Raw genomic sequence first — 26,528 nt, forward strand, 5'->3', positions numbered from 1 at the left:
TGTATATACCAAACAACCTCAAAAATGATTTTAAAAAAGAAGTTTATTTTCTGCTCAAAAGCTTATTAAATGAATTAATATATAAAAAAGAAATTGCAAATTCACTATAATGATTATGATTATCAAATCCACGCTAATACAGAATCTAGATATATTTAAAGAATAACATTCATTATTCCTAAAATAACTTATTCTATCGTTTTATATCACTCATATATAAGCATTATTCTTGCATAAATGATTAAATCTTTAACCACAAAAAGACTATAATCTTATACTATTATAGTATGTGCTCCGATTAGTTTGGATAATATTGTAGCAGTTATTTACACAGTTTAATTAAATTTTTGATAATATCTTTTAATAAATTATTAATATAAGGTAATCAATACTATACAATAATTTTACTTTAGCACTAAAATGTGTAAGATTTTAGACAAAATTTTTAGTACCAAGTAACTTAAATAAAATCCTTGAAATATTAAAAAAATCTTTTTGATGTAATTTAGTTTTTTCGAATTTTAAATTGCATTGTACTATATTATTTTCTTTCAGTAATGAATTTAACAAATTTGTAAGGACAGTGTTCTAGTTTATTAATATTCTAAAAAATATTTGATATAATGTATATTATCCATGTTTTTTATCAAACTTCATTGAAGATTTGATCAGTAATAGAAGCACCATTACATATTGTAATATCAACTCATATAATACAACACTGTTTTAATTGAATTATACCGCTTACTTGAGAGTAACGGTATGCTCTGTAGGATATATGCGCAACATCTTATTTGAGAAATATACTATTTTAAAAATAAGTGTGAGAAAAACATCGAAGCTGTAATGTTGCATTGTTTCTATATATCAAAGTATATTAATCAATATGTTAGCTTTTGAACAAAATAGTTAAATTACGCGGTAGTGCTTATATATCAATAGCTTGTAAAGCTTTTTATTTTTTATAACTTCAAATATATGTTCTATCACTTTTTGTTTAATGTTATAAGCAAATTGATTATGCTTGGCTTTAAATGTTTTTGCATTAGTAATAAGACCTATTATAGCATTAGAGTTTTAAAAAGTAATTAAAGTTATTTAATAAAATACTTATTATTCTTTAGAATTAGATTTTTAAATTTAATGAATTATTACTTAAATTTGATATTACTTTTTTTGGTAATAATTATTTACTTAAAGATACAGCAGTAAACCACATGATATTGTAAATATTTTAGGAAGAGAATTTTTATTTCATACACAGTGCAATAACTTTATGATTGATCATTTTCTTTGTTATAATCTTTAAATAATTTATTAAGATACTTATTAAAAATAGTTTTTTAGAATCTATAAATTTACTTAGACTAAACATATTATCTACAGTTAATGTTCCAGATTTATACAGATTTAAAAAAATCTCTACTCTATAATATTAAACATAAGTAAAATTTCAGTGCTAATCATTTAGTGGTATTAATATAACTAATATCAAGTTTATTGCTTAACAAAAGATGTTTACGATCTTTCTTATGAAGAGACGTGACTTAATATTTTTCATTATTTATAATAGGATAACAGATAATCTACATTAGAAATGTAATCATTTTTAGATATGAAATCTTTAATCTTTAAAGTTACACAGGTATTCCAGTAGAATAGCTAAATTAATTTTACTTTTTATCAGATACTTCACATACACAACGACATCTTACAGTACTATTGAAGTAATGAAGTTCTGAAGATTCAATTATTTTATTTCAGACTCTGAATATTACTAATTCGCATATCTCATACCATAATAATTAACTATATACTATGGTCTTGTTTACTAATAATTATAATTATTTCGAGATAAATTTATTGACAAAAATTAGTTTTTATTATTATATTTTGCTCTATAATCTTTTAAAAGGTAGTTATGGTAGATATAAGCAATACTAAAAAGAGTAGCTTAGCCATACTTGAAGGCGGCGGAGTAAAAGGAGAGATTCATTTAGAAAAATTAAAAGTAATAGAGCAAATAACAGGTAAGCCTACTTGCAAGGTATTTGATTTTACTGGAGGAACAAGTGTTGGTGGACTTATTCTGATTTTGCTTAATTTACCGGATCCTAATAATCCAGGAAAACCTTTATTTAGTGCAGAACAAGCGCAAAAACTCTTTGAAGGAATGGTACACAATATTTTTCCAGAAGGATTGACTTTTAGAAAATTATGGAGTTGTAATGGCTTATTCAGCTATAAATTTTCTCCTGAACCATTAGTAAAGTTATTAAAAAAATATTGTAAAGATTATACACTAAAGGATTTAATTGGTGAGGTTATAGTTACAGGTTATGATTTAAATAATAAACAAAACCCTCTGATCACTTTCTCTACTATAGAAGCGAGAAAAAGTCAAGATAATGATTATTACCTTTCAGATATAATACAAGGTATAACAGCAGCACCTGGATATTTCCCTAGCCACCATTTCAGTAATATAACCAATACTAAATTACACACAATTATTGATGGTGGAATATATGCTAATGACCCAACGTTGCAAACATGGCAATTATTAAAAGCAAATGAATGTAAGATAGATAATGCTTTATATTTATCATTAAAAGAAGAAAATAATGCTGATTACAAAACTGTTTGTTGTGGTGGAGGAATACTAGAGTTGTTAAAAAATAATATGCCACATAAAATATTAGCCGCAACACAACAAGCAGACGAAATAACAGCTCAAAGAATTTTTGGTGATAAATTAATAGAAATACCAACTTATATTCCAGAAAAACATGCTGAAATGAGTGATTCTAGCATTGAAAATCTTCAAGCGCTAAAAGAATTTGCTAAAAAATCTATATATGAAAGCTCTTACTTTAGAGAGGCACTTTATAATGAAAAGTTTAAAGAAGTTATTGATACTATAATAAATAATTATAATGCAAACAATCCTCAGGATAAAATTGTTATGAATGATGCTTATAAAAAGTTATTCCATATTAATACTTCTAATAATGGATTTGATAAAAGTTATGCAAATGTAGAGGATATAACACACAACGAAGATATAGTTGATGCACCGATAGCTCAAGCTCTAGATGCTAAAAATACAAAAGATATAGCACATGACAAAGAAGAAGTATTAGCAGGTATTAAGAAATTTTTTGATTCATTCGTTGAAAAAAATCCAGAAACAAAAATAGATATAGAGAATTTTTTAAATGAAATACAAAATTATACATTAGAAGAAATTAAAAACTGTATTGTAAGTTTTAAACTAGCAAGTTCAAAATGGCAAGACACACAGAATAATCTTGATGTATTTAGTAGTTGTAGTATGCAAGCATTAAAAGAAGATATTTCTCTTGAAGGTGAAGAACATACAGATGATGTGCCTGGTTATAATGAAATTGTAGCTTGATTTTTTTCATCTCTAATTTAATGAGAGGTATAAAATGAATTGTCGTAACCGTTTTGGAGTTTATTTTATTTCATATTGTCATGCAATGATTTAGACACAATCTAGTTAAAAATACTAATAATATTAGTATTTTAGGTTTCTTTCTAGATATCGTGGGCTAAGCTAAACCATGGTATAAACAATATTGAAGCATTGTTATCAAAATAATAATATCATTTTTCGTTAGCAACAATTGACTTTTTCTTATATAGAATACAAATATAGTAAAATGAAATAACAGAGCTAATGCTTGAAACTAAGCATAATAAAGAAAAATTACTTATTGTTTCTCCATGTATTTTAGAAACACAATAAGTTACAGCAGCAATGACTATATAGTAAATTGCTCCGAATATCGAACCAGCAGTACCTGTTACTTTTGCATAATCTTCAAGGGCATAACGAAGCGTAATAGGTATAAGTAGGCTATGCCCAATGATATGAATCATCATCGGCACAAATATCATCGAGATTGCAAGACCATTACTCACTAGAATAAACTCTAATATAAAAGCATTGACCACAAACAATATACAACCGCATAAGCTAAATATAAATCCTATACTCATAACTTTTTTATCGTGTACCTGTCGTTTTTTTATTAAATACCCTCCTAAAAAACCTCCAAAGATAGCAGAAAAAGATAACAAAAATGCTAATTTACCATAGAAAGATGGCAAAACTTTCATTTTATCAATCAAAATAAAAGGTGCTTCTATGAAAAAACCATAATATATACCATTAAATGCACCAATGATAAAAGCATATAACCAAAGGATTTTATCCTTAATAATTATATTAAAAACCTCAAAATATTTACTACTTTGTGAAAAATCTATGTAATAATTTGTTTCAGGTAAAATTTTATAATACAAAGCTAATAATATAGTACCTATAAGACTAAAAAATACAAAAACATAATGCCAACTTGAATATTCAATAATATATCCACCTATATACGAACCTAGAGAAGGGATAAATAATAGCCACGGAGATAAGATAGCATAAACATATGATAATTCGGCACCTTGATATGAATCTCTCGCCATAGACTGTCCAATAACAGAACCTACACTTACACCAAAAGCTTGTATAAAACGCGCTATCATAAGCATCTCTATATTAACTGAAAAAATACTAATAATTGAAGAGACAATATAAATAAAAAGCCCAAGTAAAACTATAGGTCTTCTCCCATAAATATCAGATAATCTTCCAAGCGATAATATACCAACTGCAAATCCTAGAAAATATAATGTAGACGTAATTTGCGTGATACAACCATCAATACTAAAATATTTGGTTAAACTTGGTAATCCTGAAGTATAAATTGTTTCCGTAGTCGGTGATAAAATAAATAAGGATAGGAGCATCCACACTGGAATCTTTACAATAATTTTCATAAGTTTTATTACTCTAATACACACTATATTATTTAAGCAAAAATAAACACTTATGAAAAGCTTTCAATACTATTTGAAGTAAATTTTTCTTTTTCCTTTTTTCTTTTTCCAGTTGATCTGTTTACTGTATCCTATTTTAAAAACTTATTAGTGATATATGTATTAACTACATATCAAAATTCAGGATCTTGTGAATCTAAAACCATAGTACAATCATCATTAATAAAAATTTCTTATTCTTTATTCTTACAACATGACAAATAATTCACTAAAATCACTTTTACACTAAAACTATAGATTGCACTTATTATAGTTACATGATTAAGACTTCTAGAACATTTTGAAAATTGATATTTTTATTATCTTATACAATCCCTAGTTGCTTTATAATTTGATATTTTCTTTTACAAAAACTAAAGTTGCTTTATTTAACTTAAGTCAATATAGGTTTAGGATTATCATAAGATACTATGCAAAAAAATGATATCACTATACAAGTTAAAACTTTGCAAAATTAAGGATATAATTTAAATTTCTTTAAACTAATATTAAAATAATCGTATTCGTTTGAATATAATTTTCATGATTGAAGCAAATTCTTTATAAGGAAACAGGTAATTGCAATCTGAAGTATCATAAATATAATAATTCTACGCCTTATTATTGCCATATCATGAATACAATTTCTATTGCTCAAAACTTCTTTCACCATTCACTATAATGAATTCTATAAATAGAATAAATTGACATAAATAAAGGAAGAGTATAGTTTACTATATAACTTATAGGAATATCTAACACATTTTCCGAGTTATAGCACATATTAAATATTAAATCTAAAATGTACTATATCCCCATCCTGCATTTTATACTCTTTACCCTCTAAACGCATTTTGCCTACTTCCTTAGCTTTTGCTTCACTACCAAGATTTATGTAATCTTCATAACCTATGACTTCTGCTCTAATAAAACCTTTTTCAAAGTCGGTATGAATAATGCCAGCAGCAGCAGGTGCAAGTGTGCCGTCTTTAAAAGTCCAACTATGAGCCTCTTTAGGACCTATAGTAAAAAAGCTTTTAAGATTTAAAAGATTATAACCTTCTTTAATGACTTTACTAAGCCCTGTTTTATTTAAACCTATACATTTTAACAACTCTGCTTTTTCTTCTACGCTTTCAAGTGAAGCAATTTCAGATTCAATTTTTGAAGAAATTACGATACTTTTAGTTTTTTCTGTCTCTGCTCTTTTTGACACTAATCTCGTAAATTCATTACCTATAGCTGCATCCTGTTCAACAACATTACAAACATATAAAACAGGCTTAGATGTAATTAATTGTAATTGCTTTAAATTATCAGCTCCTAAAACTTCATTTAGAATTCTTGCAGGTTTACCTTCAGCCAAAACTTTATAAATCTCTTTTAATAATGCTATTTGCTCTACCATTGTTTTATCACCTGATCTTAAGCGTTTTTCACTTTTATTAAAATGCTTTTCAAGTGATACTATATCTGCAAGTATTAATTCTGTCTCAATCACATCAATATCATACAGCGGATCAACATTATTATGTACATGTATTATATCATCATCTTCAAAACAACGCAGTACATGCAATATTGCATCAACTTCTCTAATATGCGATAAGAACTTATTACCAAGCCCATCCCCTTTGCTTGCTCCTTTAACAAGACCTGCAATATCAACAAACTCAATGTAAGATGGGACCATTTTGTTGCTTCCAGCTAAACTGACGAGTCGTTGTAAACGCTCATCAGGTACTAAAACTTTGCTACTATTAGGCTCAATAGTACAAAATGGATAATTAGCTGCATCCGCAATCTGACTTGCAGTTAATGCATTAAACAACGTTGACTTACCAACATTTGGTAACCCAACAATTCCGAGTTTTAATGTCATAAATTTGACCGTAACAATACATTCAGTGCATATCAAATTTAATTTGATAGCCTAGTTTCTAATAACAAGATTTTTCTTAAAAATCCATAATAACAAGATGAATAATAACGTGCTAAAGCTTAGGACCGTAATTTTGATTACTTATATTTTCATTAGTAATGAGTAAGACTCAACCCAAAAACTCATGTAACTAATTACTGCAACAAATTTCATCTCAACAAGAAAATAAAAATGTTTCGCCTACTCAGCACTGTCTTTTCGCTAGCATCTTTAAGTCTCTATCATGATAGATCAATCTCTGCAACATTAATCATTACAAAAATTGTATATCCTTGCCTTTCATTACGTTTGTGCCTTGGTGCATAAAGTACATATAGCATCCTGAAAATAATTAAAAATACTAATATTATTTAACTGGATTTTTTAATAAATCATTCAATCATGAAAGTACAACAAATCACATAAACAAGCCTTCTAATAAGAACTATTAAAGGATCAAATCATTACAAAAAATAATATTATACAATCTTATTTTTAAATTCTGCTAACTTATGCTCTAATATTAAACCAAAATTATTAGCAACATTATCTATAGATTGCATTACTGTTTTATACTCAGATTCTGAGAAATTACTAAGTACGTAATCTGCTACATCATGATTATTTTGCGGCCTACCAATACCAATCCTAATACGGTTATAATGACTACCTATAATCGAATCAATCGATTTCAAACCATTATGCCCACCATTACTACCACCAGTTTTAAACTTTATTCTACCTATTTCCAAGTCAATATCATCGTGAATCACAAAAACTTTTTCATAGTTGATATTATAATATGTTTTTACCAAAATTACTGACTTACCAGACAAGTTCATATAAGTAGTAGGTTTTATAAAACAAATCTTTTGTCTATCAATAATCGCTTCAGCAATTTTACAATTGAATTTTTGTTTTGTACTAAATGATAAATGATATTTATTTGCTATTCTCTCTATCGCAATAAAACCGATATTATGTCTTGTGTATTGATACACTATTCCTGGATTACCAAGGCCAATAACAAGAATCATAACAATGTACCTAATAAATATAATGAAAATTATTGGCGAAATATTGATTTAAAGAAGTACAAAATAATGCAATCCTTAGCTTCACATTACTAAGTCCAATCAATTCTGTTGTTGTCATTACACTACTGAGTAATTTAACAAAAAATCTACTGTTAACGTCGCTTTATCCTTACGATTTAAATGTCTCAGCAAGTGACAAGTGCTATTGTCATGAGAACTTACATTACTGCATTGCTCCAGCAACTTGTTGTTCTCCTTCAATTTCAGTTTTTACTCCTTTACGTCCGATAATAGTTGCAAGTACAAATTCTTTTTTTGTCACAAAACTACATCCTATAGGCAATTTTACTTCCGACGATTTTAGCGAAGTACCAATAGGCATATTGGTAACATCTATAGTTACGTTTCTTGGTATATTATTAATATCACATAATAAAATTACTCTTCTTTTTATTATATTAAAATATCCACCTCTTTTAACACCTAAAGCTCTTTCTTTTCCTTCATATACTACAGGTACTTCCATTTTTTGTGTTTTGGCTTCTAAAAAGACAAAATCAACATGACGTACTATATCAGTAACTGGATGTAATTCCACGGCTTTTGGTAATACTTTATATTGTTTCTTATCAATTGTTAAATTAATTAACTGAGAGATAAAAGCCGGCCTTCTATAATATTTAGTTATTTCCTTTTCTTCCAAAGAAATACTAATAGGTATTTTACCTGCACCATAAATAATAGCAGGAACACGACCTTCTCTTCTTAACGCTCTTGCTGCACCAGTACCGAATTCCGTACGAGATTTAGCTTCAAGTTCTAATATTTCACTCATTACTTCAACACTTTAAACTTAAAGAAGATTATAATAGAGTCAATTAATATAAAATTCAAGTATTTTTAGAATATCTATCATATTGACAGTGAATACAAAAGTAGCATAATAATCCAGCAAAAACTGAAATTACAATTTTTACTGTATTACATATGTCAATTCGTGCATGTACTTTATAACTGCTTCACAATCCACTTAAACTTATTTAAATAATCAGCATTTTCAATGTAACTTTTATTCAATGCCTAAAAATTTATGAATTTGTAGAGACAACCTAGCACCACTTTCTAGTGCTAATTTTACCGCCAACTCATTATTTTCAGCATTAAGTTTTTTATCGTTTTGATCCATAGATTGGACGAAAACCGGTATATTATAGGCGCTTTGGCCTACTTCCGGTATGATGCTATATTCAATAATATTTTTAGAAATAATAAATTTTACCGCGCAAACTTGAGGCAATAAATCTTCTCTTATTTTATTATAACCAGTTTTACCAACTTTCGGTGAACAAACTATAAAGACACCTTTTGGCAAAGAGCGATATAACGTACCATTCGTTTCTATCTGAACCTTAAAATCTTGGTCTAATAACTTTTGACATAATAATCCTATAGGTTGACGCATCGGCTCACCACCAGTTATTACTACTAAATTAATCGTTTTTGAATTTTTAGAATTTAATGACAAATTTTGTACTTTATTTATAATCTGATCTATATCTATTAATTCAAAATCCTCAAACTCCGTATCGCAAAAATTACATGCAAGATTACACCCTCCAAGCCTAATAAAGATTGAAGGATAACCTACAAAAATACCTTCCCCTTGTATAGTCTTAAAAATAGACTGTACTTCTAACTTAGTACCATCACCGCTTAATACGCTTCTTTTAGGATTATATCCAAACATTATAACTATATTATTCATTGATGCATCACATTCTAATACATTTTTATAAAAAAATCTTGCAATAACTAATAAAAAAAACTATGATTTACTTTTCTATTCTGTAACGTAGCTTTGGTATACCTAATTACAGTTTAAATCGAGAAATATCCAAGAAATACCAAAATAAGGAACATTATGCCTAAATTAAAAACAAAGTCTGCCGTAAAAAAACGTTTTAAATTTACTGCTACAGGCAAGGTTATTGCATCTCAAGCAGGTAAAAAACATTTTATGCGTCGTCGCACTAAAGCTCAAATTCGTAATCTTAGAGGCACTACAATACTTTGTCCTCAAGACGGGTATAATATTAAAAAATATTTTTTACCGTACGGTATAAATTAATTAGGAGCTAAAACAATGACACGTGCAAAATCAGGAAAAATTTCCAAAAAGCGACATAAAAAAATCCTCAAATTAGCAAAAGGTTATAGAGGTAGAGCGAATAGCTGTTTTAGAGTTGCTATTGAAAAAGTTGAAAAAGCACTTCTATATGCTTATAGAGATCGCAGAAATCGTAAGCGTGATTTTAGAGGTTTATGGATTCAAAGAATAAATGCGGCGGTAAGAGAACATGGACTTATTTACTCTCAGTTTATGGGAGCTCTTAAAAAAGCAGGAATCAATATAGATCGTAAAGTACTTGCAGAACTTGCCGTAAATAACAATGATGGATTTACAAGTATTGTACAGCAATCCAAAGCGTATATTTAATAAAATTATATTATAATTTGATAGCTTGATTTTTTTAAAACATAGATTTGAAGACAAATTTCATGATCAAGCTACAGCATTATATATTGATTTAAATTAATTTTTATTTTTGTTAGGTATAAATAATGAAACGTACATTTCAACCTAGTAATTTAGTTAGAAAAAGAAGACATGGTTTTAGATCTAGAATGATTACTGTAACTGGAAGGGCAATCTTAAAAAAACGTCGTGCTAAAGGTAGACATAAATTATCTGCTTAAAATAATCTGACTTATCAAATTGTGTATTACCTCTTTAAAAAATCAAAAGGAATTTGAGCTTATAAATAAGCTCGGACAAAAGTTTTATGAGAGGTATTTTATTTTGGTAATAGCTAAAAAACTTCCAAAAATCTTCCTTGAATCAAAATATAACACCTTTTTAGGCATTAAAGTTAGCAGAAAGCTAAATAAAAAAGCTGTAGTTCGAAACAAAATTAAAAGGCGTATACGGCATTTAATGAGAATTATTGTTAATGATTCTAGTGTTAAGGCGATTAAATTCGCAATAATTATTATTCCAAGAAAAGGATTTGAAGAAATAAACTTCTCACACTTAAATTATGAATTAAGTAAAATAATTCTAAGAAATATTTAATTTCTATTATATCTCTTCAAAAATTAAGATTGAGATAATAACTTCTATCAGTTGAATATCCGAAGAGAAGTTTATTAAATAACTTTTTTATTTTCTGGATTATCAACTCGTTCTCGTATGCTGAAATTCAGTAAAATCGATCCAAAAAATAGAAAATCCAGTTACTGCACTATTTCAGCTCCCAATATTGTAACATCTTCTTCTATAGAAGAATAGACTTCAGGCATAATATTATTTATAGTATGATTATGATATTTTTTTATTAATTCAATAACTTCCAAATTATTAGTACGTTGTGCTACATAAATATTATAGCTATCTACCGCTATATCCAAATGTTGAAGTACCATATCTAGCATTTCTAGATTACCAGTTTTTATAACTGTATCAAAATTATAAGAGTACATCTTTGCAGTACTATGTTCAAGTACAGCTTTTAAAATATCTAAATTACCTTTCTCTATAGCCCGCTCAATATTATAAGATTCTATCTTTGCAGTACTATGTTCAAGTACAGCTTTTAAAATATCTAAATTGCTTTTCTCTATAGCCTTATTAATATTGTAAGATTCGATCTTTGTAGTGCTATGCGCAAGTACAGCTTTTACAATATCTAAATTGCCTTTCTCAATAATCTTATCAAAATTATAAGATTCTATCTTTATAGTACTATGTTCAAGCGCAGCTTTAAAAATATCTAAATTACCTTTCTCAATAATCTTATCAAAATTATAAGATTCTATCTTTGTAGTACTATGTTCAAGTACAGCTTTAAAAATATCTAAATTACCTTTCACTATAGCCCTATCAATATTATAAGATTCTATCTTTGTAGTATTATGTTCAAGTACAGCTTTTAAAAGATCTAAATTGCCTTTCTCTATAGCAGTATCAACATTATTAGATTCTATCTTTATAGTGCTATGTTCAAGTACAGCTTTTAGAATATCTAAATTGCCTTTCTCGATAACCCTCTCAATATTATAAGGTATTATATTTGTAGTGCTATGTTCAAGTACAGCTTTTAGAATATCTAAATTGCCTTTCTCTATAGCCTTATTAACAGTATAGAACTGTATTTTAGTATTATCATAATTAAGTAATGAAATTAATAATTCAAAATTTTCTTGCTCTATCGCTTGATCTATACTAAAATCAGTATTTAATCCTTTCTGATTTAACATATTCTCTATCTTTCTTAGAGAAAATTTATTAAAATTATATACTTCTAAAGTTAAAGCTCTATTAAATACTCTTATTAAATCAGCGTATGTTAACCCTTTCGGCTTTGTTTCTATACTGCTGTTAAATATTTCTGGATATGATTTATGATATTGTGCATATATATTTTTATAAAACTCTACAAAAATTCCATATTCTTTATATAAAAAAGAAGGTAACTCTTCTATGCTTTTCATGTTTTTAATTTTATCAGCACTGAAAGAAAAATTATAAATTTTATTATCTAATTTATAACTTATGCTAAAATCTGAGGCGACTAATAAATGAAAATTATCATGTATATATTCTATCAGAGAAGAGTGATTTTTTGTTCTAGTCTCATAATTACTCTTAGCTAATTGTATAACATTACTATCACTTGCTTTATTATAAGTGCATAAAACAATATTCCCTTCTATAAAATTTAAATGATGTTGCGCTGCACCTGAATGACAAGAAAATATATGAACAATATTACATTGATTTACAGGGGTATTACGTTGTATTTTATTTAGCAGTGTAATATCCAACATAGAAGTTACACCTTCATCAGATAATATACTTACAGACAAGTAAGAAGGATCAGGCATAAAATATAACTGAATTCTTCCTAATAAACCTAAATGAGAATTTTGATAAAAAAACTCTGAACCATGTGCATATATAAAATATTCACAAGCTTTAGCCGAAGGTAAGTCATTTAAGGTTCTCATTTCCTTAATATCAGGATTTGTATTATTCATATTTATATCATAACCTTGAAGTAATATTTTCTGCATATTGACATCCTTATAAAATTTACCATATTATATGGTAATTATTGAAAATGTCAAGAGCAGATTTAGAGCTGACGAATAGATAATAGCATTTAAAATAAGACTAAAAGAAATAAAATTTTAACAAAAAAATTATTACGGTTCAATATTGTAAAATATTTTTATATTGGAATTACTATCCGTATTTTTTTATATAAAATTTTGAGTACAATAGTATTATTGTATGCCTTTATAAATTACTGATTAATTATTATTTATATTTTCTTTCTTTACATTCTAAAATTCCTTACCTACATTCTTATATTTCTCTTCAATATTTTACTAAGTTCTAATTTTGATCAGACAAACTCTGTCGTAAATTGATCATTTACAATAGACAGCAATAAAGATACTTTCAAGTATATTGAAAATTCTCTTTTTACTTGTCATCTTGTCATACATAATAATTCAATAAAAACTTTTTATATACTAGCTGCTAAATCTAATTAGCTTATATTCAAATATTTATTATCATTTTAAAATTAGTTATCAATTGCATTATCAATTGCATATAATTAATTAAATGAAATTGATTAGGAACTAAGAATAAAGAAATAATTATGTATGTAAATCCAAATCAATTGACTATAAAATACATCAATTTACTTCTATCATCAATAAAAAAGTTACAGCTACTGCACATTGCGTACAATTTATCGATAACAATTGTATATAAAAACTATAAGTTAAGGCATTACAGTAAAATTTATGCAATAAATACTAGATATAAAGATGTGCAAAAGAAAAATATGATCTCTAATAAAAAAATTTTATTGCAATCATAACTCCTAAAGTATCTATCTTGATAGATATCAATTGTAAAAATTCATTATTGAGTCTATATCTTGAAGCAATATATCTAATAGATCATTGTATACTTTAATGTGTGTCATTTTTAGAGATTTTTTAATATAGTATAACTATAATTAAAGAAAATATAAACATATACGACTTTAGAAAGTAAATCACATGTGCAACATATTTTCTTTAATAGATTAGTATGATCTATATGCAAATCCATTAATGTTATTAACAAGAAATAAACTCACATAATCATCGATATCAATACTAATCAACTGAATAATATTCGATAACTTTGTTAATATATTGTGTTATTATTAAACGGCTTAGCAAATTTATTTATACAGCCGTGAAAAGGTATTAATTCTACGTAACGAAATATACATAACTACAAGATATCCTGTATATAAATACTATTGAGAGTATTTCCAAAAATTCTTGGATCGTTATTAACTAATTCAATAATTGTGAGATATAATATATTTAATGTATTTAAGCTTCATCTGTTATAATCTATAATGTAAATTCATAAATATATTCTTCATGTTTTAATATAGCATTATTTTTATCAAATAAGTTTTCTAACAAGAAATCAACTTGATGCTTTAAAGTAAAATAAAGCCTTTATTCTCGTAAATGATCCATATCATTAGATTTTTTATAACCTACATTAAAAACTTGAAAAAAATACAGAAATACTTGCCACTCATATATATAAATATACATGAGGTAAGTACAAACACTTGAAATATAAATCATCTTCAGCAGAAAGTGAGCAAAATATATTATTTTTTCAATAACAAATAATATACAACATAAAACCAACCACAAAACCCATGAATTATAGCCCATAATATTGATTTATTCACATTAAATGATATTACTATTGCAAGTATTGTACCAAGAGAAAGACCACCATATCCTAAGTAATGCATATATTTACCCTTAATATTTTTTAATATTATTGTAAAATATTTATTTCATTTTATTAAGATATTTTTATAAATTTTAAATAATTAATTTATATATTATTGCTTAAAAAGCACTTAAAATTGATAATTGTTTCAGAAAATATGTACTTTTTTAAAAAACCTTACAAATTTATAGCTAAAAAGAAGAAAAAATGAGTAACAACAGCATATAAAATTGCTAAAATTTTTCAAACTTTAAATATAATACATTCATTATAAAAATTGATTGAGTAAAATGATGTTTTAATATAGTACAAAAACAATGAATATTAGTACTTTGCTAGCAAGAATATAAAAGTAATTAATAATTCACACATAAATAATATACACCGTGCACTAAGATCTCACTAGTATTTACTACAATACAACTAGAGCAGAACACCAAATTAAATTGGTTCATTTATATATGTTCAAAATTTTAATATGTAAAAACTACTAGATTTTATGGATAAAGTCTTAACAACAAGATATGCAATAAGTTTAATGAATACATAACTCATTACTTTAATACTTTTAAAAAAACAGAATGGATTTTAAGAAGGAAGAAAGACGAGTATAGTTTTAAAAAGAAACAATTAGTTAAAGATAGTGACAGTAAATATTTGGACTGAGTAATTACACTTATATAAATATAAAGTTAATATACTAATTTAGTCTTTAAGGAGGTAATCCAGCCGCAGGTTCCCCTACGGCTACCTTGTTACGACTTCACCCCAGTCGCTAATTTTACCGTGGTTGGCTGCCTCTTGCGTTAGCTCACCACCTTCAGGTAAAACCAACTCCCATGGCGTGACGGGCAGTGTGTACAAGGCCCGAGAACGTATTCACCGCGGCATGCTGATCCGCGATTACTAGCGATTCCAACTTCATGCTCTCGAGTTGCAGAGAACAATCCGAACTGAGATGTCTTTTAGGGATTTGCTCCACGTCACCGTCTTGCTTCCCTCTGTAAACACCATTGTAGCACGCGTGTAGCCCAACCCGTAAGGGCCATGATGACTTGACGTCGTCCCCACCTTCCTCCGGCTTATCACCGGCAGTTTTCTTATAGTTCCCGGCATTACCCGCTGGCAAATAAGAATAAGGGTTGCGCTCGTTGCGGGACTTAACCCAACATCTCACGACACGAGCTGACGACAGCCATGCAACACCTGTGTGTGGCCCAGCCGAACTGAAGGAAAGCATCTCTGCAATCCATAACCACCATGTCAAGGGTTGGTAAGGTTTTTCGCGTAACATCGAATTAAACCGCATGCTCCACCGCTTGTGCGAGCCCCCGTCAATTCCTTTGAGTTTTAATCTTGCGACCGTACTCCCCAGGCGGAGTGCTTAATGCGTTAGCTGCGAAACCGAAAGAGAATCCTCCGATATCTAGCACTCATCGTTTACGGCGTGGACTACCAGGGTATCTAATCCTGTTTGCTCCCCACGCTTTCGTGCATCAGCGTCAGTTGTAGCCCAGATGACCGCCTTCGCCACCGGTGTTCCTCCTAATATCTAAGAATTTCACCTCTACACTAGGAATTCCATCATCCCCTACTACACTCTAGATTAGTAGTTTTGAAAGCAATTCCGAGGTTAAGCCCCGGGCTTTCACTTCCAACTTACTAAACCACCTACGCACTCTTTACGCCCAGTAATTCCGAACAACGCTAGCCCCCTCCGTCTTACCGCGGCTGCTGGCACGGAGTTAGCCGGGGCTTTTTCTGCAAGTAACGTCATTATCTTCCTTGCTAAAAGAGCTTTACAACCCTAAGGCCTTCATCACTCACTCGGTATTGCTGGATCAGGCTTTCGCCCATTGTCCAATATTCCCCACTGCTGCCTCCCGTAGGAGTCTGGGCCGTGTCTCAGTCCCAGTGTGGCTGATCATCCTCTCAGACCAGCTACAGATCGTCGGCTTGGTGAGCCATTACCACACCAACTACCTAATCTGACGCGGGCCCATCCATCAGCGATAAATCTTTCCTCCGTAGAGAATATACGGTATTAGCTTTTATTTCTAAAAGTTATTCCGTACTGATGGGTAGATTCCCACGTGTTACTCACCCGTCTGCCACTAATTAACTAGAGCAAGCTCTAATTAATCCGTTCGACTTGCATGTGTTAAGCATACCGATAGCGTTCGTTCTGAGCCAGGATCAAACTCTCAAGTTTGATTCTGTCAGTTTTATTTTAAAATTGACAAGTTAAATTATCACTTTTGTGATATGTACATTTTTACTATCACTATCTATATCTAATTATTTACTTTTTAAAACAGCTACGACTTTCGCTTTATATAGTTGCAGTTATATGCAATATAATCAGACCTGTCAACTAAAATTTCGAAATTATTTTATTTTTTTATTTAAAATATGTTTCCTACAAAAAAATTTTGGAATTTAAAAATTTGATGCGATTGAAAATCAGCTTACTTAGCTTCTAAATTAAGATTGTAAACAAATCATTATTTAGTAAATCCTATATAATTTCTAATTTAATACTACTCAATTAATATTATTAGTATCATCAAATTATTTCAAGCTCAATCTAAGATACTTAGTTAAAATAAATCCACATTATTGCTATTTATTACTTCTACCATTTATTCTGATCAAATATTCAGTACTTTTGTATCTTGTGTTTTCCGCATGACAAGTTAAAGTGTGACGTACCTAATATAAAATATTAGTACAATTATTCAGATGTTTTAGTTAATGAGATCTGCAATATCTCTCAAGCAAGAAACTCTTGCATAACAGTATATAATTGACCAGCATAATAGCTTTTTAGATCAACGATTATTTAATTAGTCCAATTAGCACACATTGGATTGCATTTTCCAAGACATCTCTAGTAATAGATACTTAAAAACTTATTTCTAAATCATTATTACAACATAAAATTAATACTGAGAAGTAGAGAATACATTTTAAAAGTAATTAATGATTTAAATAATCTCTATTATGTACTAAAAACACTAATGTAACAGCCCTATTTATTTAGAATAATATTCTGATGAATTAAATCTAAGACTATCTTGTGAATAATTACAATTGAAATAAGAGAAGATAGCTCTAACGCTTTATGACTGAAAAGTAAATATTTTACTTTTTGTCTTATCAATATTTGTAATATTGAACAGTATTTATATTGCTCAATAAGTCAAACTAGATTGCTGTATTACAACTTAATAGCAATTTTTTAAATTTTTAGACATTTAATATCCTATCTAAGATACTTGTACTGTTCACAAACTTTATTTGTAACAGAATCTGAAATAAATAGATACTAATCTGTTTTTTAGCAACTAACACATATTTACCATTCTCTCAATTGACTAATGCAATAAATATGTTATCACAGAATCAACTATCATAAATAAGCAATGTTGTTGTATCATAAATATCTTAGTGGTATTTAAAACCATAACTTTCTATCTATAAAACGCAAAGCAAATATTTGTACATATTGCTTGTCATGCTTTACAATATGTAAATTTTACAAGAAAATTGCAAAAATTCATAATCAAGATTTTAGGGCTTGCTGCAATTAACTTAGCCATAATATGAAATTATTAATTTTATCATCGCTATAAAACTAATGATTAGTACTCACTTCTCTTTCTAAATAAAAATATGCTGCGATCATAGCCTTACATATCATTGCATTGAATGCATTTTAAATAAATCCTATACTCCACTATATCTGTATTATTTATTATCTATTATAAAAATATGTTAAATAAAATTAGATAATAGCTTGAAAAAGTTAATCAGTTAGTTGCAAATTAAAAAAACTTTGCAAAACATAATTAAAGAGATTTATATATGTACATGATGGTAAAAATTTATATCAATAATCTTAGTTATACTGTATAACAGCTATTACAAGTTCTCTGGAATATAAGTACATTTTCTGATAACATCGGTCATGCTCTAGAAAATAGCGTACGTCCATTAGTATTATCACTAACCAAAATCTAATAATCTTTTGGTGCATGATTATCATCGATTATAATCATTGTTACTAACCACAAGAACGTCTAACTTTCAAATGCAGTTCTTTTAAATCAAATTTTATATCGATTATTGCCCCTTTATCTTCTCTGTTTGCGATATCTAAAACACCACAATGCTCTTCTACTATTCTTTTAACTATAGCAAGCCCTACACCCATACCTTTACTGCTGGTTGTTACATAGCTTTCGGTAGCTTTACCTATGAGCTCAGGAGGAAATCCTTTACCGTTATCCATTACAATAACATTGATAAAATCATCTTTAATATCTAAAATAACATCTATTCTCCCGAATTCTTGTCCTTCTATTGACTCTTCAGCATTTTTTAACACATTGATCATCACTTGATTTATTTGTGTAGCATCACACATAAAATCAAATTGATCTACATTAGAATCACATGTATACACAATATTATCATTAAGTAATTTACGTGCTTCAATAATATGTTTTACTAAATAAACTAATTCACTCTTCGTAAATTTAGGAGCAGGAAGACGTGCAAACAGAACAAATTCGGATACTATATTTTTAATATCGTTAGTATGACGAATAATCATTTTTAAATAACTTTCAAATTCTGACTTGTCCTTAATTTCAGCGCTAAATTTCTTAAGTAACCTTTCAGAAGCAAGTAAAATAGGAGTTAATGGGTTCTTAATTTCATGAGCTACTTTTTTTGCAACATCCGACCAAGCCATAGCCCTCTGTGCTATAACTAAATCACGCTGCTGACGCGAAAGCTGCTTAATCATTCTATTAAATGCTACATAAAGCGTTCCTATTTCGTCTTTATCTACCTCATTTTCAGGAACCTGCACTGTTAAATCACCATCTTTAACTTTGTCGGTTGCAGTAACTAATTTTTTAATCGGTTTTACTATTTGAGCAGTAAATAAAACACCAAAATTTATCGCTACAAAAAGAAGTAATAATGCAATAAAGATAAACATTATAGAGAACTTAATCTGTATATTATCTATTTCATTTTTAAGGCTATTATACTCGGCAGCTGCTCCGTTAGTTGCATCTATATGATCGATAATTTTATTATCTACTAGTCTACCGACTAATAAATACACATCATTATATTCTTTCAATTTAATTAACATCCTGATTTTAGTTGGGTCGGATTTTACTTCTACTGGTTCCCCTAAATCAGCTTTTTTAATTAAGTGTGCTGGAATAGTTGCAAATGATAATGAAAAACTTAAATAACTATTAGCTACTATAGTATTGGTAGATTTATTTAAAACTATCGCTTCATCAAGCGAGCGCATATCTGCTTCGGTATTAAGTGTTTTAGTAAATAAAGCAGGATTATGGATTAAATCGTAATACATATCGCTTAAATCTTCGGCAACTGCTAAAGCTGTTTCTTTTAACTGTACTTTATGCTCAGCAATATAAGTTTCAGCTACTATTACAGATTGATCAAGCACGGTAGAAATCTTCTTATCAAACCATGCTTTAACACTAAGATTAAAAAAATAAACAGAAAATACAGAAACAATTATAGTTGGAATAGCAGCTACTAAACTAAATGCAATTACAATACGATTTTGTAATCTAGAACTATCGTTATCATTATTTTTAGAAAAAAACTTTTGAGTTAGTAAAATACCTAAAATCAAAAAAATTGCTAAATCAATTAACAAAAATCCAATAATCGTACTAAAATTCTTTGCTTCTAAAGATATCACATAAAAAGTAGTACAAGCTGAAACAATAGCTGATATTGCTAAAGCAAGAATTAGTATTTTACTAGACAAATAAAAGCACAAATTTTGTTTTAAATAACTAAGCATAGACATATTGCTATAACAGTTTCAGAAAAAAACTAATTGGAATAATGCCTACTTTATCATTCATACGGAATCAATGATACAAAAAATGATATAAATAAAGCTGTTAGAAAACTTTAGGAAATGGCATCAAAAGATGAGACAACGATAGAAAATTATAAATATAATCTATATAACACAAAAGCTAGAAATATTTTTAGCTTTAGTTTAGTATTAAAATTTTTTAGGTCTTACTCTTCATACATTTTCTTACGAGCAAATTTTCTTATTCTTCTTGCTGCCTCTTGTGCTTTACGCACACGCTTCGCTGAAGGTGTTTCATAATAACGCTGTTCTTTCATCTTACGAAAATAAAGCTCTCTTTGTAATTTTTTCTTAAAATTCTTAAGCGTATTATCACAATTGCCTGCGTGAACATTTACTAATATCACTAAAATTACTCTCCTAAAAAGATATTGTGGTTTATTCTACGATAGTTTATCATTAACTTATTATATGTCAAGGTTTAAATATGAGTATCAAGGAAGAATACAATATAAAAAAAATAAACTTTATGCAATCTTTACTAGAATTATTACCGTTTCATGAATGGGATAATAATCTACTTGAAGAAGCAGAAGAGAAATGTGGTTTTGCAAAGGGTTATGCTTTAATAATTTTTCCAGATGGATTATCTGAAATAATAGAATTCTTTGAGGACTATTTAGATAAAATAATGTTAGCAAACTTAACGACAATCACAGAACCTGAAAAAATAAGAGAAAAAATATCCTTAGCCTTAAAGATTCGAGTTAAAATATTTATTCCTATTATTCATAGTAAGAATGCTGCTTATTTTGCATTAAACCCAATACAAGGAATTAAAGTTGCTGTACGTAGCTGTGATGCTATATGGCGTTATGCCGGCGACAAATCTCTTGATTTTAATTATTACACTAAAAGAGGATTATTACTCTCAGTTTATATTTCATCAATTCTTTTTTATATCCAAGATGAATCAGAACATTATATTGAAACTGACCAATTTATTGAGACTTCTATAAAAAATAGAGTAAAAACTTTTACAAAAATACAAAAAATACTTAACAAGTCAAATATCCCAATCATTAGAATGTTTATGTAGAAAAATTCTATGAACATTAATTAGATAAAAAGCATTCTACTCTTTTCATAAAAGATCATTATTGAAACAATACTTGAATAAGTTATTGATACATTTTTAAAATATCAAACACAAATAAAGAAATTAAGTATTAATGTATAGAGTATTAATGTATAGATATAATAATTAATAAGTATATCAGTAAATATTCATGATATTTATGCGCAAATTTTAAACAAAAACGAGTTGTATCTCGCTTTATTATTTTTTACGCCTCTATATGATATTAATATCGACTAGATTTTTTAAATGTTACAAAAATGCACAACACAAGCAAAAATGATAAATATTAACTTCTAAGTAATTTTGCTTATTAATTCATGTGTTCAGTATTTGTTGTATGTTATTCTACAAAAATTATCTTCAAGAGTATCAATTCAAGTTTGATCTCTTATTACTGCAAAAGTAAAATTGTTATTTGCTTTTAAATATACCTTATACAAAAATATTACAACTTGAGCATTAGAAAGTTCTTGATTTTGCATTAATCTCTTGAAATTCATTAGTTTAGTGTAAATTATGTATTTATCTCTTAGTCATTATCTATTATTATAGTAGACCTAGTAGACCAAATTATAATAATTTCTAGAATAATGACAAATACTAAATATTACCCAGACGTTAGCGCTAATGTTGATTTTGCTGCTATAGAGCGAGAGATACTCAAATTTTGGCAAAATAACAATATATTCCAAAAATCTATTGATCATAGGGATGGAGAATCAGAATTTATTTTTTATGACGGCCCACCTTTTGCAAACGGTTTGCCACATTACGGTCATTTACTTACTGGCTTTATTAAAGACGTATATGCCAGATACCAAACTGTAAAAGGTAAGAAAGTTGAGCGTCGCTTTGGCTGGGATTGTCACGGTTTACCAGCTGAAATGCAATCAGAGAAAGAACTTGGTATTTCAGGACGTCTTGCAATCACTAACTTCGGTATTGAAAAATTCAATAACCACTGTAGAGCTTCTGTCATGCAATATGCCAGTGAGTGGAAACAATACGTAACACGTCAAGCAAGATGGGTAGCTTTTGACAATGCTTATAAAACGATGGATAAAAATTTTATGGAATCCGTTTTGTGGGCATTCAAAGAACTATATAATAAAGGCTTATTATACGAATCAATGCGTGTGATGCCATATTCTTGGGCATGTGAAACACCACTTTCTAATTTTGAAACAAGACTTGATAATTCATATCGTGAGCGAACAGATAAAGCAATAACAGTGAGTTTTATGCTAAATGATATTACTCTGTTCAACAGCATGATATCACAGAAGTTAGGTATGACCGGAGGCGATAATTTTAAAGAATATAGAATTCTTGCTTGGACAACGACTCCTTGGACACTTCCTGCGAATTTAGCACTTGCAGTTGGTAGTGACATTGATTATGCATTAGTTAATAAAAATGATGTTTGTTATATTATAGCCGCCTCATCAGTAGCTAAATATGCAAAGGAATTAGGTCTTAGTGGTAAAGAAAACTTTGAGATAATTAAAGGGTTAAAACTTCAAGGGTTAAGCTATAAACCTTTATTCAACTATTTTGAGAATCATCCAAACAGCTTTAAGATATTTGCTAGCAACTTTGTTGTTGAAGGCGAAGGTACAGGAATAGTACATATGGCTCCAGGCTTTGGTGAAGATGACCAAATACTTTGTGAATCGAAAGGTATTGAACTTGTGTGTCCTGTTGATAATAGTGGTAAGTTTACGAAAGAGATTCCTGATTTAGAGGGAGTGCAAGTATTCGATGCAAATGACAAAATAATAATAAAACTGAAAGAACAAGGAAATTGGATAAAAACTGAGCAGTATATTCATAATTATCCTCATTGCTGGCGCACAGATACGCCTCTTATATATAAAGCTGTTCCATCATGGTATGTAAGGGTTACGCAGTTTAAAGATAGAATGGTTGAATTAAATCAGCAAATAAATTGGATTCCACATAACGTTAAAGATAATTTATTTGGTAAGTGGCTTGAAAATGCTCGTGATTGGTCAATAAGCCGTAATAGATTCTGGGGCACGCCCTTACCCGTTTGGAAGTCCGATGATCCAAAATATCCACGCATAGATGTTTACGGTTCTATAGAAGAGATTGAGCAAGATTTTGGTGTTAAAATTAATGATTTACATCGTCCATTTATCGATGAACTTACTAGAACAAATCCTGATGATCCAACAGGTAAGTCAATTATGCGTAGAATAGATGATGTCTTTGATTGCTGGTTTGAAAGCGGTTCTATGCCATATGGGCAAGCACACTACCCTTTTGAGAATAAAAAGTGGTTTGTAGAGCATTTCCCTGCTGATTTTATAGTTGAGTATTCATCTCAAACACGTGGTTGGTTTTATACTTTAATAGTGTTATCTACAGCTTTATTTGATCGTCCGCCATTTTTAAATTGTATATGCCATGGCGTAATTTTAGACGCTACAGGTCAAAAATTGTCAAAACGTCTTAACAACTATGCTGATCCGCTGGAGCTATTTGATAGATACGGATCAGACGCATTAAGAGTTACAATGCTTTCTTCAAATGTTGTTAAAGGTCAAGAACTATTAATAGACAAAGACGGTAAGATGATATTTGATACTCTTCGTCTATTTATAAAACCTATATGGAATGCATACCATTTCTTTACAATATATGCTAACGCCGATGCGCTTAAAGGGACACTTAACTTTACTTCACAAAACGTACTTGATATTTATATATTATCTAAGCTTAAAATAGCAGTAAATAAAATTGAAGAAAGTTTAGATAATTTCGATACACAAACAGCTTATCATGCAGTTTCAGAGTTTTTTGAAGTATTAAATAACTGGTATATAAGGCGCAGCCGAGCTAGATTTTGGAAAAAAGAAAAAGATACAGATAAGCAAAATGCTTATAATACCCTATATTCATGCTTAGAGACAATGACTATTGCGATGTCAGCACTAGTACCTATGATTTCAGAGGCTATATATCAGGGATTACATAATACTGCCATCACACAACTTAATTGTTTGCTTTTAGAAGGTAAACATGTAGTACAAAATCCAATGTCTGGGACACAGGATTACAACACGTCAGTACATCTCTGCAACTACCCAACACTCTCAGATTTTGAAATAAATCACGAACTTGTGAGCACTATGGATAATGTACTTGATATTTGCAGTAATAGCCTATTTATTAGGAGCACTAAAAATATCAGAGTAAGGCAACCTCTTGCCTGCATAACTATTATCAGTAAACATAATAATAATCTTAAAGATTTTGAAGATTTAATTAAAGATGAAATTAATGTGAAAACTGTAATATACCGTGATGATCTAGAGAATTACGCACACAAAAAGTTATCACTTAATTTTGCAATACTGGGTAAACGTCTGCCACATAAAATGAAAGCGATTATAGATGCTTCTAAAAAAGGGGAATGGGAAACTAGTACTCTCGGTTTAGTTATATGCGGTGAAATCTTAAATAGTAACGAATATAAGCTAGTTTTAGAACCACATTCACATATTAAAGGAACAGCAAATTTTGAGAATAATAGTAGCTTACTCATACTTGATTTAGAGCTAACATCTGAGTTAATAGAAGAAGGTTACGCGAGAGACATCATACGATTCATACAACATGCTCGAAAAGAAGCTGATTTCTCTATAACTGATAAGATTTTAATTGAGATAATAAGCGAGTTTGATTTATCTAAGATCATTGAGAATTATGGCGACTTTATTAAAGAACAAACTTTAGGAGAGTTTGCTAAAAATTTTATGCCTGATTATGTCAGTAAAGTAGCATTAGAGAATAATCTAATACAGCTCAAAGTTAAGAGATTATAAGTTATTCATATTGTAAATATCGTGACTAATCACTCGCTCAAACAATATTGAGATAAGTTTAAGATACAAGCAACATTACAAATAATCTGAATTTAAATGAACTACAGAAAGAGTATTATATCTCCAATAAATACAAAGCATTAGAATTTGCACTTCACAGAAAGAATAAAAAAGATGAATATCATTATAAAGTATGAAACTAATATGAGTAATACACAATAAAAGTTTTAGTAGAAAATGCAGCAAAAAAGTAGCAAATATACATTTGTTGTTCATTCAACATTGCTTCTTCCTATTTATAAAGCTAATGAGCGATTCATTAAAATACAAACGTATTATCAGCAGATCAAAATATAACAAATTTTTATAAATTAAAAAAGTATAATTACTCTAAAGCTGATAGCAATAAATAATTATCATAGCAATGATGAAATATTAAATATAGAAGCTTATCGCAAAATTAATAAATTCATTATCCTGATGTTTTGTATAACAATATAAGAATATTAATAACAAAAATTTATAAAAACTATGAAATATGACTCTATCAAAGTACTTTCTTTAATTGCCGTAACTAATCTTGATAAATATCCAGAAGTTATAATATATTTAAATATATACAAACTTTCATTATTACAAAACATAATATTATTAATGCTAAAATTGTCTAATAAGACTAATAAATCATTGTTTGATATATTGGGTATTGAAAAAAATTGCAACTGAATGGAATAATATTCTCGAAGCAGAAATAAGATTTATTTATTTGAGGAAGATAATTACTTTAGTATTTTATGAGAAAATTTTGATTTAATAGATATTATTGATTATAGATATACCAGTTTCATTTAAAAATTAAAAATACAATTTACAAGTAAGTATGTATATAAGGACTAAACACAATAA

15 protein-coding genes and 1 rRNA gene are annotated in these 26,528 nt (G+C 28.6%); 7 read left to right on the forward strand and 9 right to left on the reverse strand.

Features of this window, described 5'->3' with window-relative positions:
* The first annotated feature begins 1,921 nt into the window (after positions 1-1,921).
* Positions 1,922-3,418, forward strand: a complete 1,497-nt coding sequence (locus RT_RS02920; RefSeq protein ID WP_011191036.1) for a patatin-like phospholipase family protein — start codon at positions 1,922-1,924, stop codon at positions 3,416-3,418.
* Between the two features lie 212 nt (positions 3,419-3,630).
* Here the strand turns inward: RT_RS02920 and RT_RS02925 are convergent, their stop codons facing one another.
* The 5 genes from RT_RS02925 to RT_RS02945 form a co-directional block, all read right to left on the reverse strand.
* On the reverse strand, positions 3,631-4,860 hold the full coding sequence (locus RT_RS02925; RefSeq protein ID WP_011191037.1) for a Bcr/CflA family efflux MFS transporter: 1,230 nt from the start codon (positions 4,858-4,860) through the stop codon (positions 3,631-3,633).
* 823 nt (positions 4,861-5,683) lie between these two features.
* Positions 5,684-6,781 (reverse strand): redox-regulated ATPase YchF, encoded by a 1,098-nt coding sequence (gene ychF, locus RT_RS02930; protein ID WP_011191038.1) that lies wholly within the window; start codon positions 6,779-6,781, stop codon positions 5,684-5,686.
* A 518-nt stretch (positions 6,782-7,299) separates the two neighbouring features.
* Positions 7,300-7,857, reverse strand: a complete 558-nt coding sequence (gene pth / locus RT_RS02935) for an aminoacyl-tRNA hydrolase (RefSeq protein WP_011191039.1) — start codon at positions 7,855-7,857, stop codon at positions 7,300-7,302.
* 223 nt (positions 7,858-8,080) lie between these two features.
* Positions 8,081-8,692, reverse strand: coding sequence for a 50S ribosomal protein L25/general stress protein Ctc (locus RT_RS02940; protein WP_011191040.1), 612 nt, complete (start codon positions 8,690-8,692; stop codon positions 8,081-8,083).
* A gap of 234 nt (positions 8,693-8,926) precedes the next feature.
* Positions 8,927-9,604: a 7-carboxy-7-deazaguanine synthase QueE gene (locus RT_RS02945; protein ID WP_014419448.1), complete on the reverse strand. Its 678-nt coding sequence runs from the start codon at positions 9,602-9,604 to the stop codon at positions 8,927-8,929.
* Positions 9,605-9,778: 174 nt separating this feature from the next.
* Between RT_RS02945 and rpmI the strand changes: the two genes are divergently transcribed.
* The 4 genes from rpmI (at position 9,779) to rnpA (ending at position 10,990) form a co-directional block, all read left to right on the forward strand.
* Complete coding sequence (rpmI, locus tag RT_RS02950) at positions 9,779-9,985, forward strand: 50S ribosomal protein L35 (RefSeq protein ID WP_011191042.1); 207 nt, start codon at positions 9,779-9,781, stop codon at positions 9,983-9,985.
* 15 nt (positions 9,986-10,000) lie between these two features.
* Complete coding sequence (rplT, locus tag RT_RS02955) at positions 10,001-10,354, forward strand: 50S ribosomal protein L20 (RefSeq protein WP_011191043.1); 354 nt, start codon at positions 10,001-10,003, stop codon at positions 10,352-10,354.
* A gap of 125 nt (positions 10,355-10,479) precedes the next feature.
* On the forward strand, positions 10,480-10,614 hold the full coding sequence (gene rpmH, locus RT_RS02960) for a 50S ribosomal protein L34 (RefSeq protein WP_011191044.1): 135 nt from the start codon (positions 10,480-10,482) through the stop codon (positions 10,612-10,614).
* Between the two features lie 19 nt (positions 10,615-10,633).
* Complete coding sequence (gene rnpA, locus RT_RS02965) at positions 10,634-10,990, forward strand: ribonuclease P protein component (protein ID WP_011191045.1); 357 nt, start codon at positions 10,634-10,636, stop codon at positions 10,988-10,990.
* Positions 10,991-11,151: 161 nt separating this feature from the next.
* Here rnpA and RT_RS02970 read toward each other — a convergent pair whose 3' ends face one another.
* The 4 genes from RT_RS02970 to rpsU all read right to left on the reverse strand — a co-directional run bounded on the left by RT_RS02970 (position 11,152) and on the right by rpsU (position 21,037).
* On the reverse strand, positions 11,152-12,990 hold the full coding sequence (locus tag RT_RS02970; protein ID WP_011191046.1) for a hypothetical protein: 1,839 nt from the start codon (positions 12,988-12,990) through the stop codon (positions 11,152-11,154).
* Between the two features lie 2,466 nt (positions 12,991-15,456).
* Positions 15,457-16,955 (reverse strand): 16S ribosomal RNA (locus RT_RS02975).
* Between the two features lie 1,854 nt (positions 16,956-18,809).
* Complete coding sequence (locus RT_RS02980; protein WP_014419450.1) at positions 18,810-20,609, reverse strand: sensor histidine kinase NtrY-like; 1,800 nt, start codon at positions 20,607-20,609, stop codon at positions 18,810-18,812.
* Between the two features lie 227 nt (positions 20,610-20,836).
* The gene (rpsU, locus tag RT_RS02985) at positions 20,837-21,037 is read right to left on the reverse strand and encodes a 30S ribosomal protein S21 (RefSeq protein WP_004599167.1); all 201 of its coding nucleotides are present in this window, start codon (positions 21,035-21,037) and stop codon (positions 20,837-20,839) included.
* 80 nt (positions 21,038-21,117) lie between these two features.
* On the opposite strand from rpsU, the gene RT_RS02990 reads away from it, so the two are divergent.
* Together RT_RS02990 and ileS are read left to right on the forward strand one after the other, a co-directional pair.
* Positions 21,118-21,729 (forward strand): COQ9 family protein, encoded by a 612-nt coding sequence (locus tag RT_RS02990; protein WP_011191049.1) that lies wholly within the window; start codon positions 21,118-21,120, stop codon positions 21,727-21,729.
* A 632-nt stretch (positions 21,730-22,361) separates the two neighbouring features.
* Positions 22,362-25,622, forward strand: coding sequence for an isoleucine--tRNA ligase (gene ileS / locus RT_RS02995; RefSeq protein ID WP_011191050.1), 3,261 nt, complete (start codon positions 22,362-22,364; stop codon positions 25,620-25,622).
* The last annotated feature ends 906 nt before the right edge of the window (positions 25,623-26,528 follow it).

This window comes from Rickettsia typhi str. Wilmington (genome assembly GCF_000008045.1).
Lineage (GTDB): Bacteria > Pseudomonadota > Alphaproteobacteria > Rickettsiales > Rickettsiaceae > Rickettsia > Rickettsia typhi.

What these genes read in the sequence shown, in the direction of transcription:
- RT_RS02920 (WP_011191036.1), top strand. Translation starts at nt 1,922, where the DNA reads ATGGTAGATATAAGCAATACTAAAAAGAGTAGCTTAGCCATACTTGAA.
- RT_RS02925 (WP_011191037.1), bottom strand. Translation starts at nt 4,860, where the DNA reads ATGAAAATTATTGTAAAGATTCCAGTGTGGATGCTCCTATCCTTATTT.
- ychF (WP_011191038.1), bottom strand. Translation starts at nt 6,781, where the DNA reads ATGACATTAAAACTCGGAATTGTTGGGTTACCAAATGTTGGTAAGTCA.
- pth (WP_011191039.1), bottom strand. Translation starts at nt 7,857, where the DNA reads ATGATTCTTGTTATTGGCCTTGGTAATCCAGGAATAGTGTATCAATAC.
- RT_RS02940 (WP_011191040.1), bottom strand. Translation starts at nt 8,692, where the DNA reads ATGAGTGAAATATTAGAACTTGAAGCTAAATCTCGTACGGAATTCGGT.
- RT_RS02945 (WP_014419448.1), bottom strand. Translation starts at nt 9,604, where the DNA reads ATGTTTGGATATAATCCTAAAAGAAGCGTATTAAGCGGTGATGGTACT.
- rpmI (WP_011191042.1), top strand. Translation starts at nt 9,779, where the DNA reads ATGCCTAAATTAAAAACAAAGTCTGCCGTAAAAAAACGTTTTAAATTT.
- rplT (WP_011191043.1), top strand. Translation starts at nt 10,001, where the DNA reads ATGACACGTGCAAAATCAGGAAAAATTTCCAAAAAGCGACATAAAAAA.
- rpmH (WP_011191044.1), top strand. Translation starts at nt 10,480, where the DNA reads ATGAAACGTACATTTCAACCTAGTAATTTAGTTAGAAAAAGAAGACAT.
- RT_RS02970 (WP_011191046.1), bottom strand. Translation starts at nt 12,990, where the DNA reads ATGCAGAAAATATTACTTCAAGGTTATGATATAAATATGAATAATACA.
- RT_RS02980 (WP_014419450.1), bottom strand. Translation starts at nt 20,609, where the DNA reads ATGCTTAGTTATTTAAAACAAAATTTGTGCTTTTATTTGTCTAGTAAA.
- RT_RS02990 (WP_011191049.1), top strand. Translation starts at nt 21,118, where the DNA reads ATGAGTATCAAGGAAGAATACAATATAAAAAAAATAAACTTTATGCAA.
- ileS (WP_011191050.1), top strand. Translation starts at nt 22,362, where the DNA reads ATGACAAATACTAAATATTACCCAGACGTTAGCGCTAATGTTGATTTT.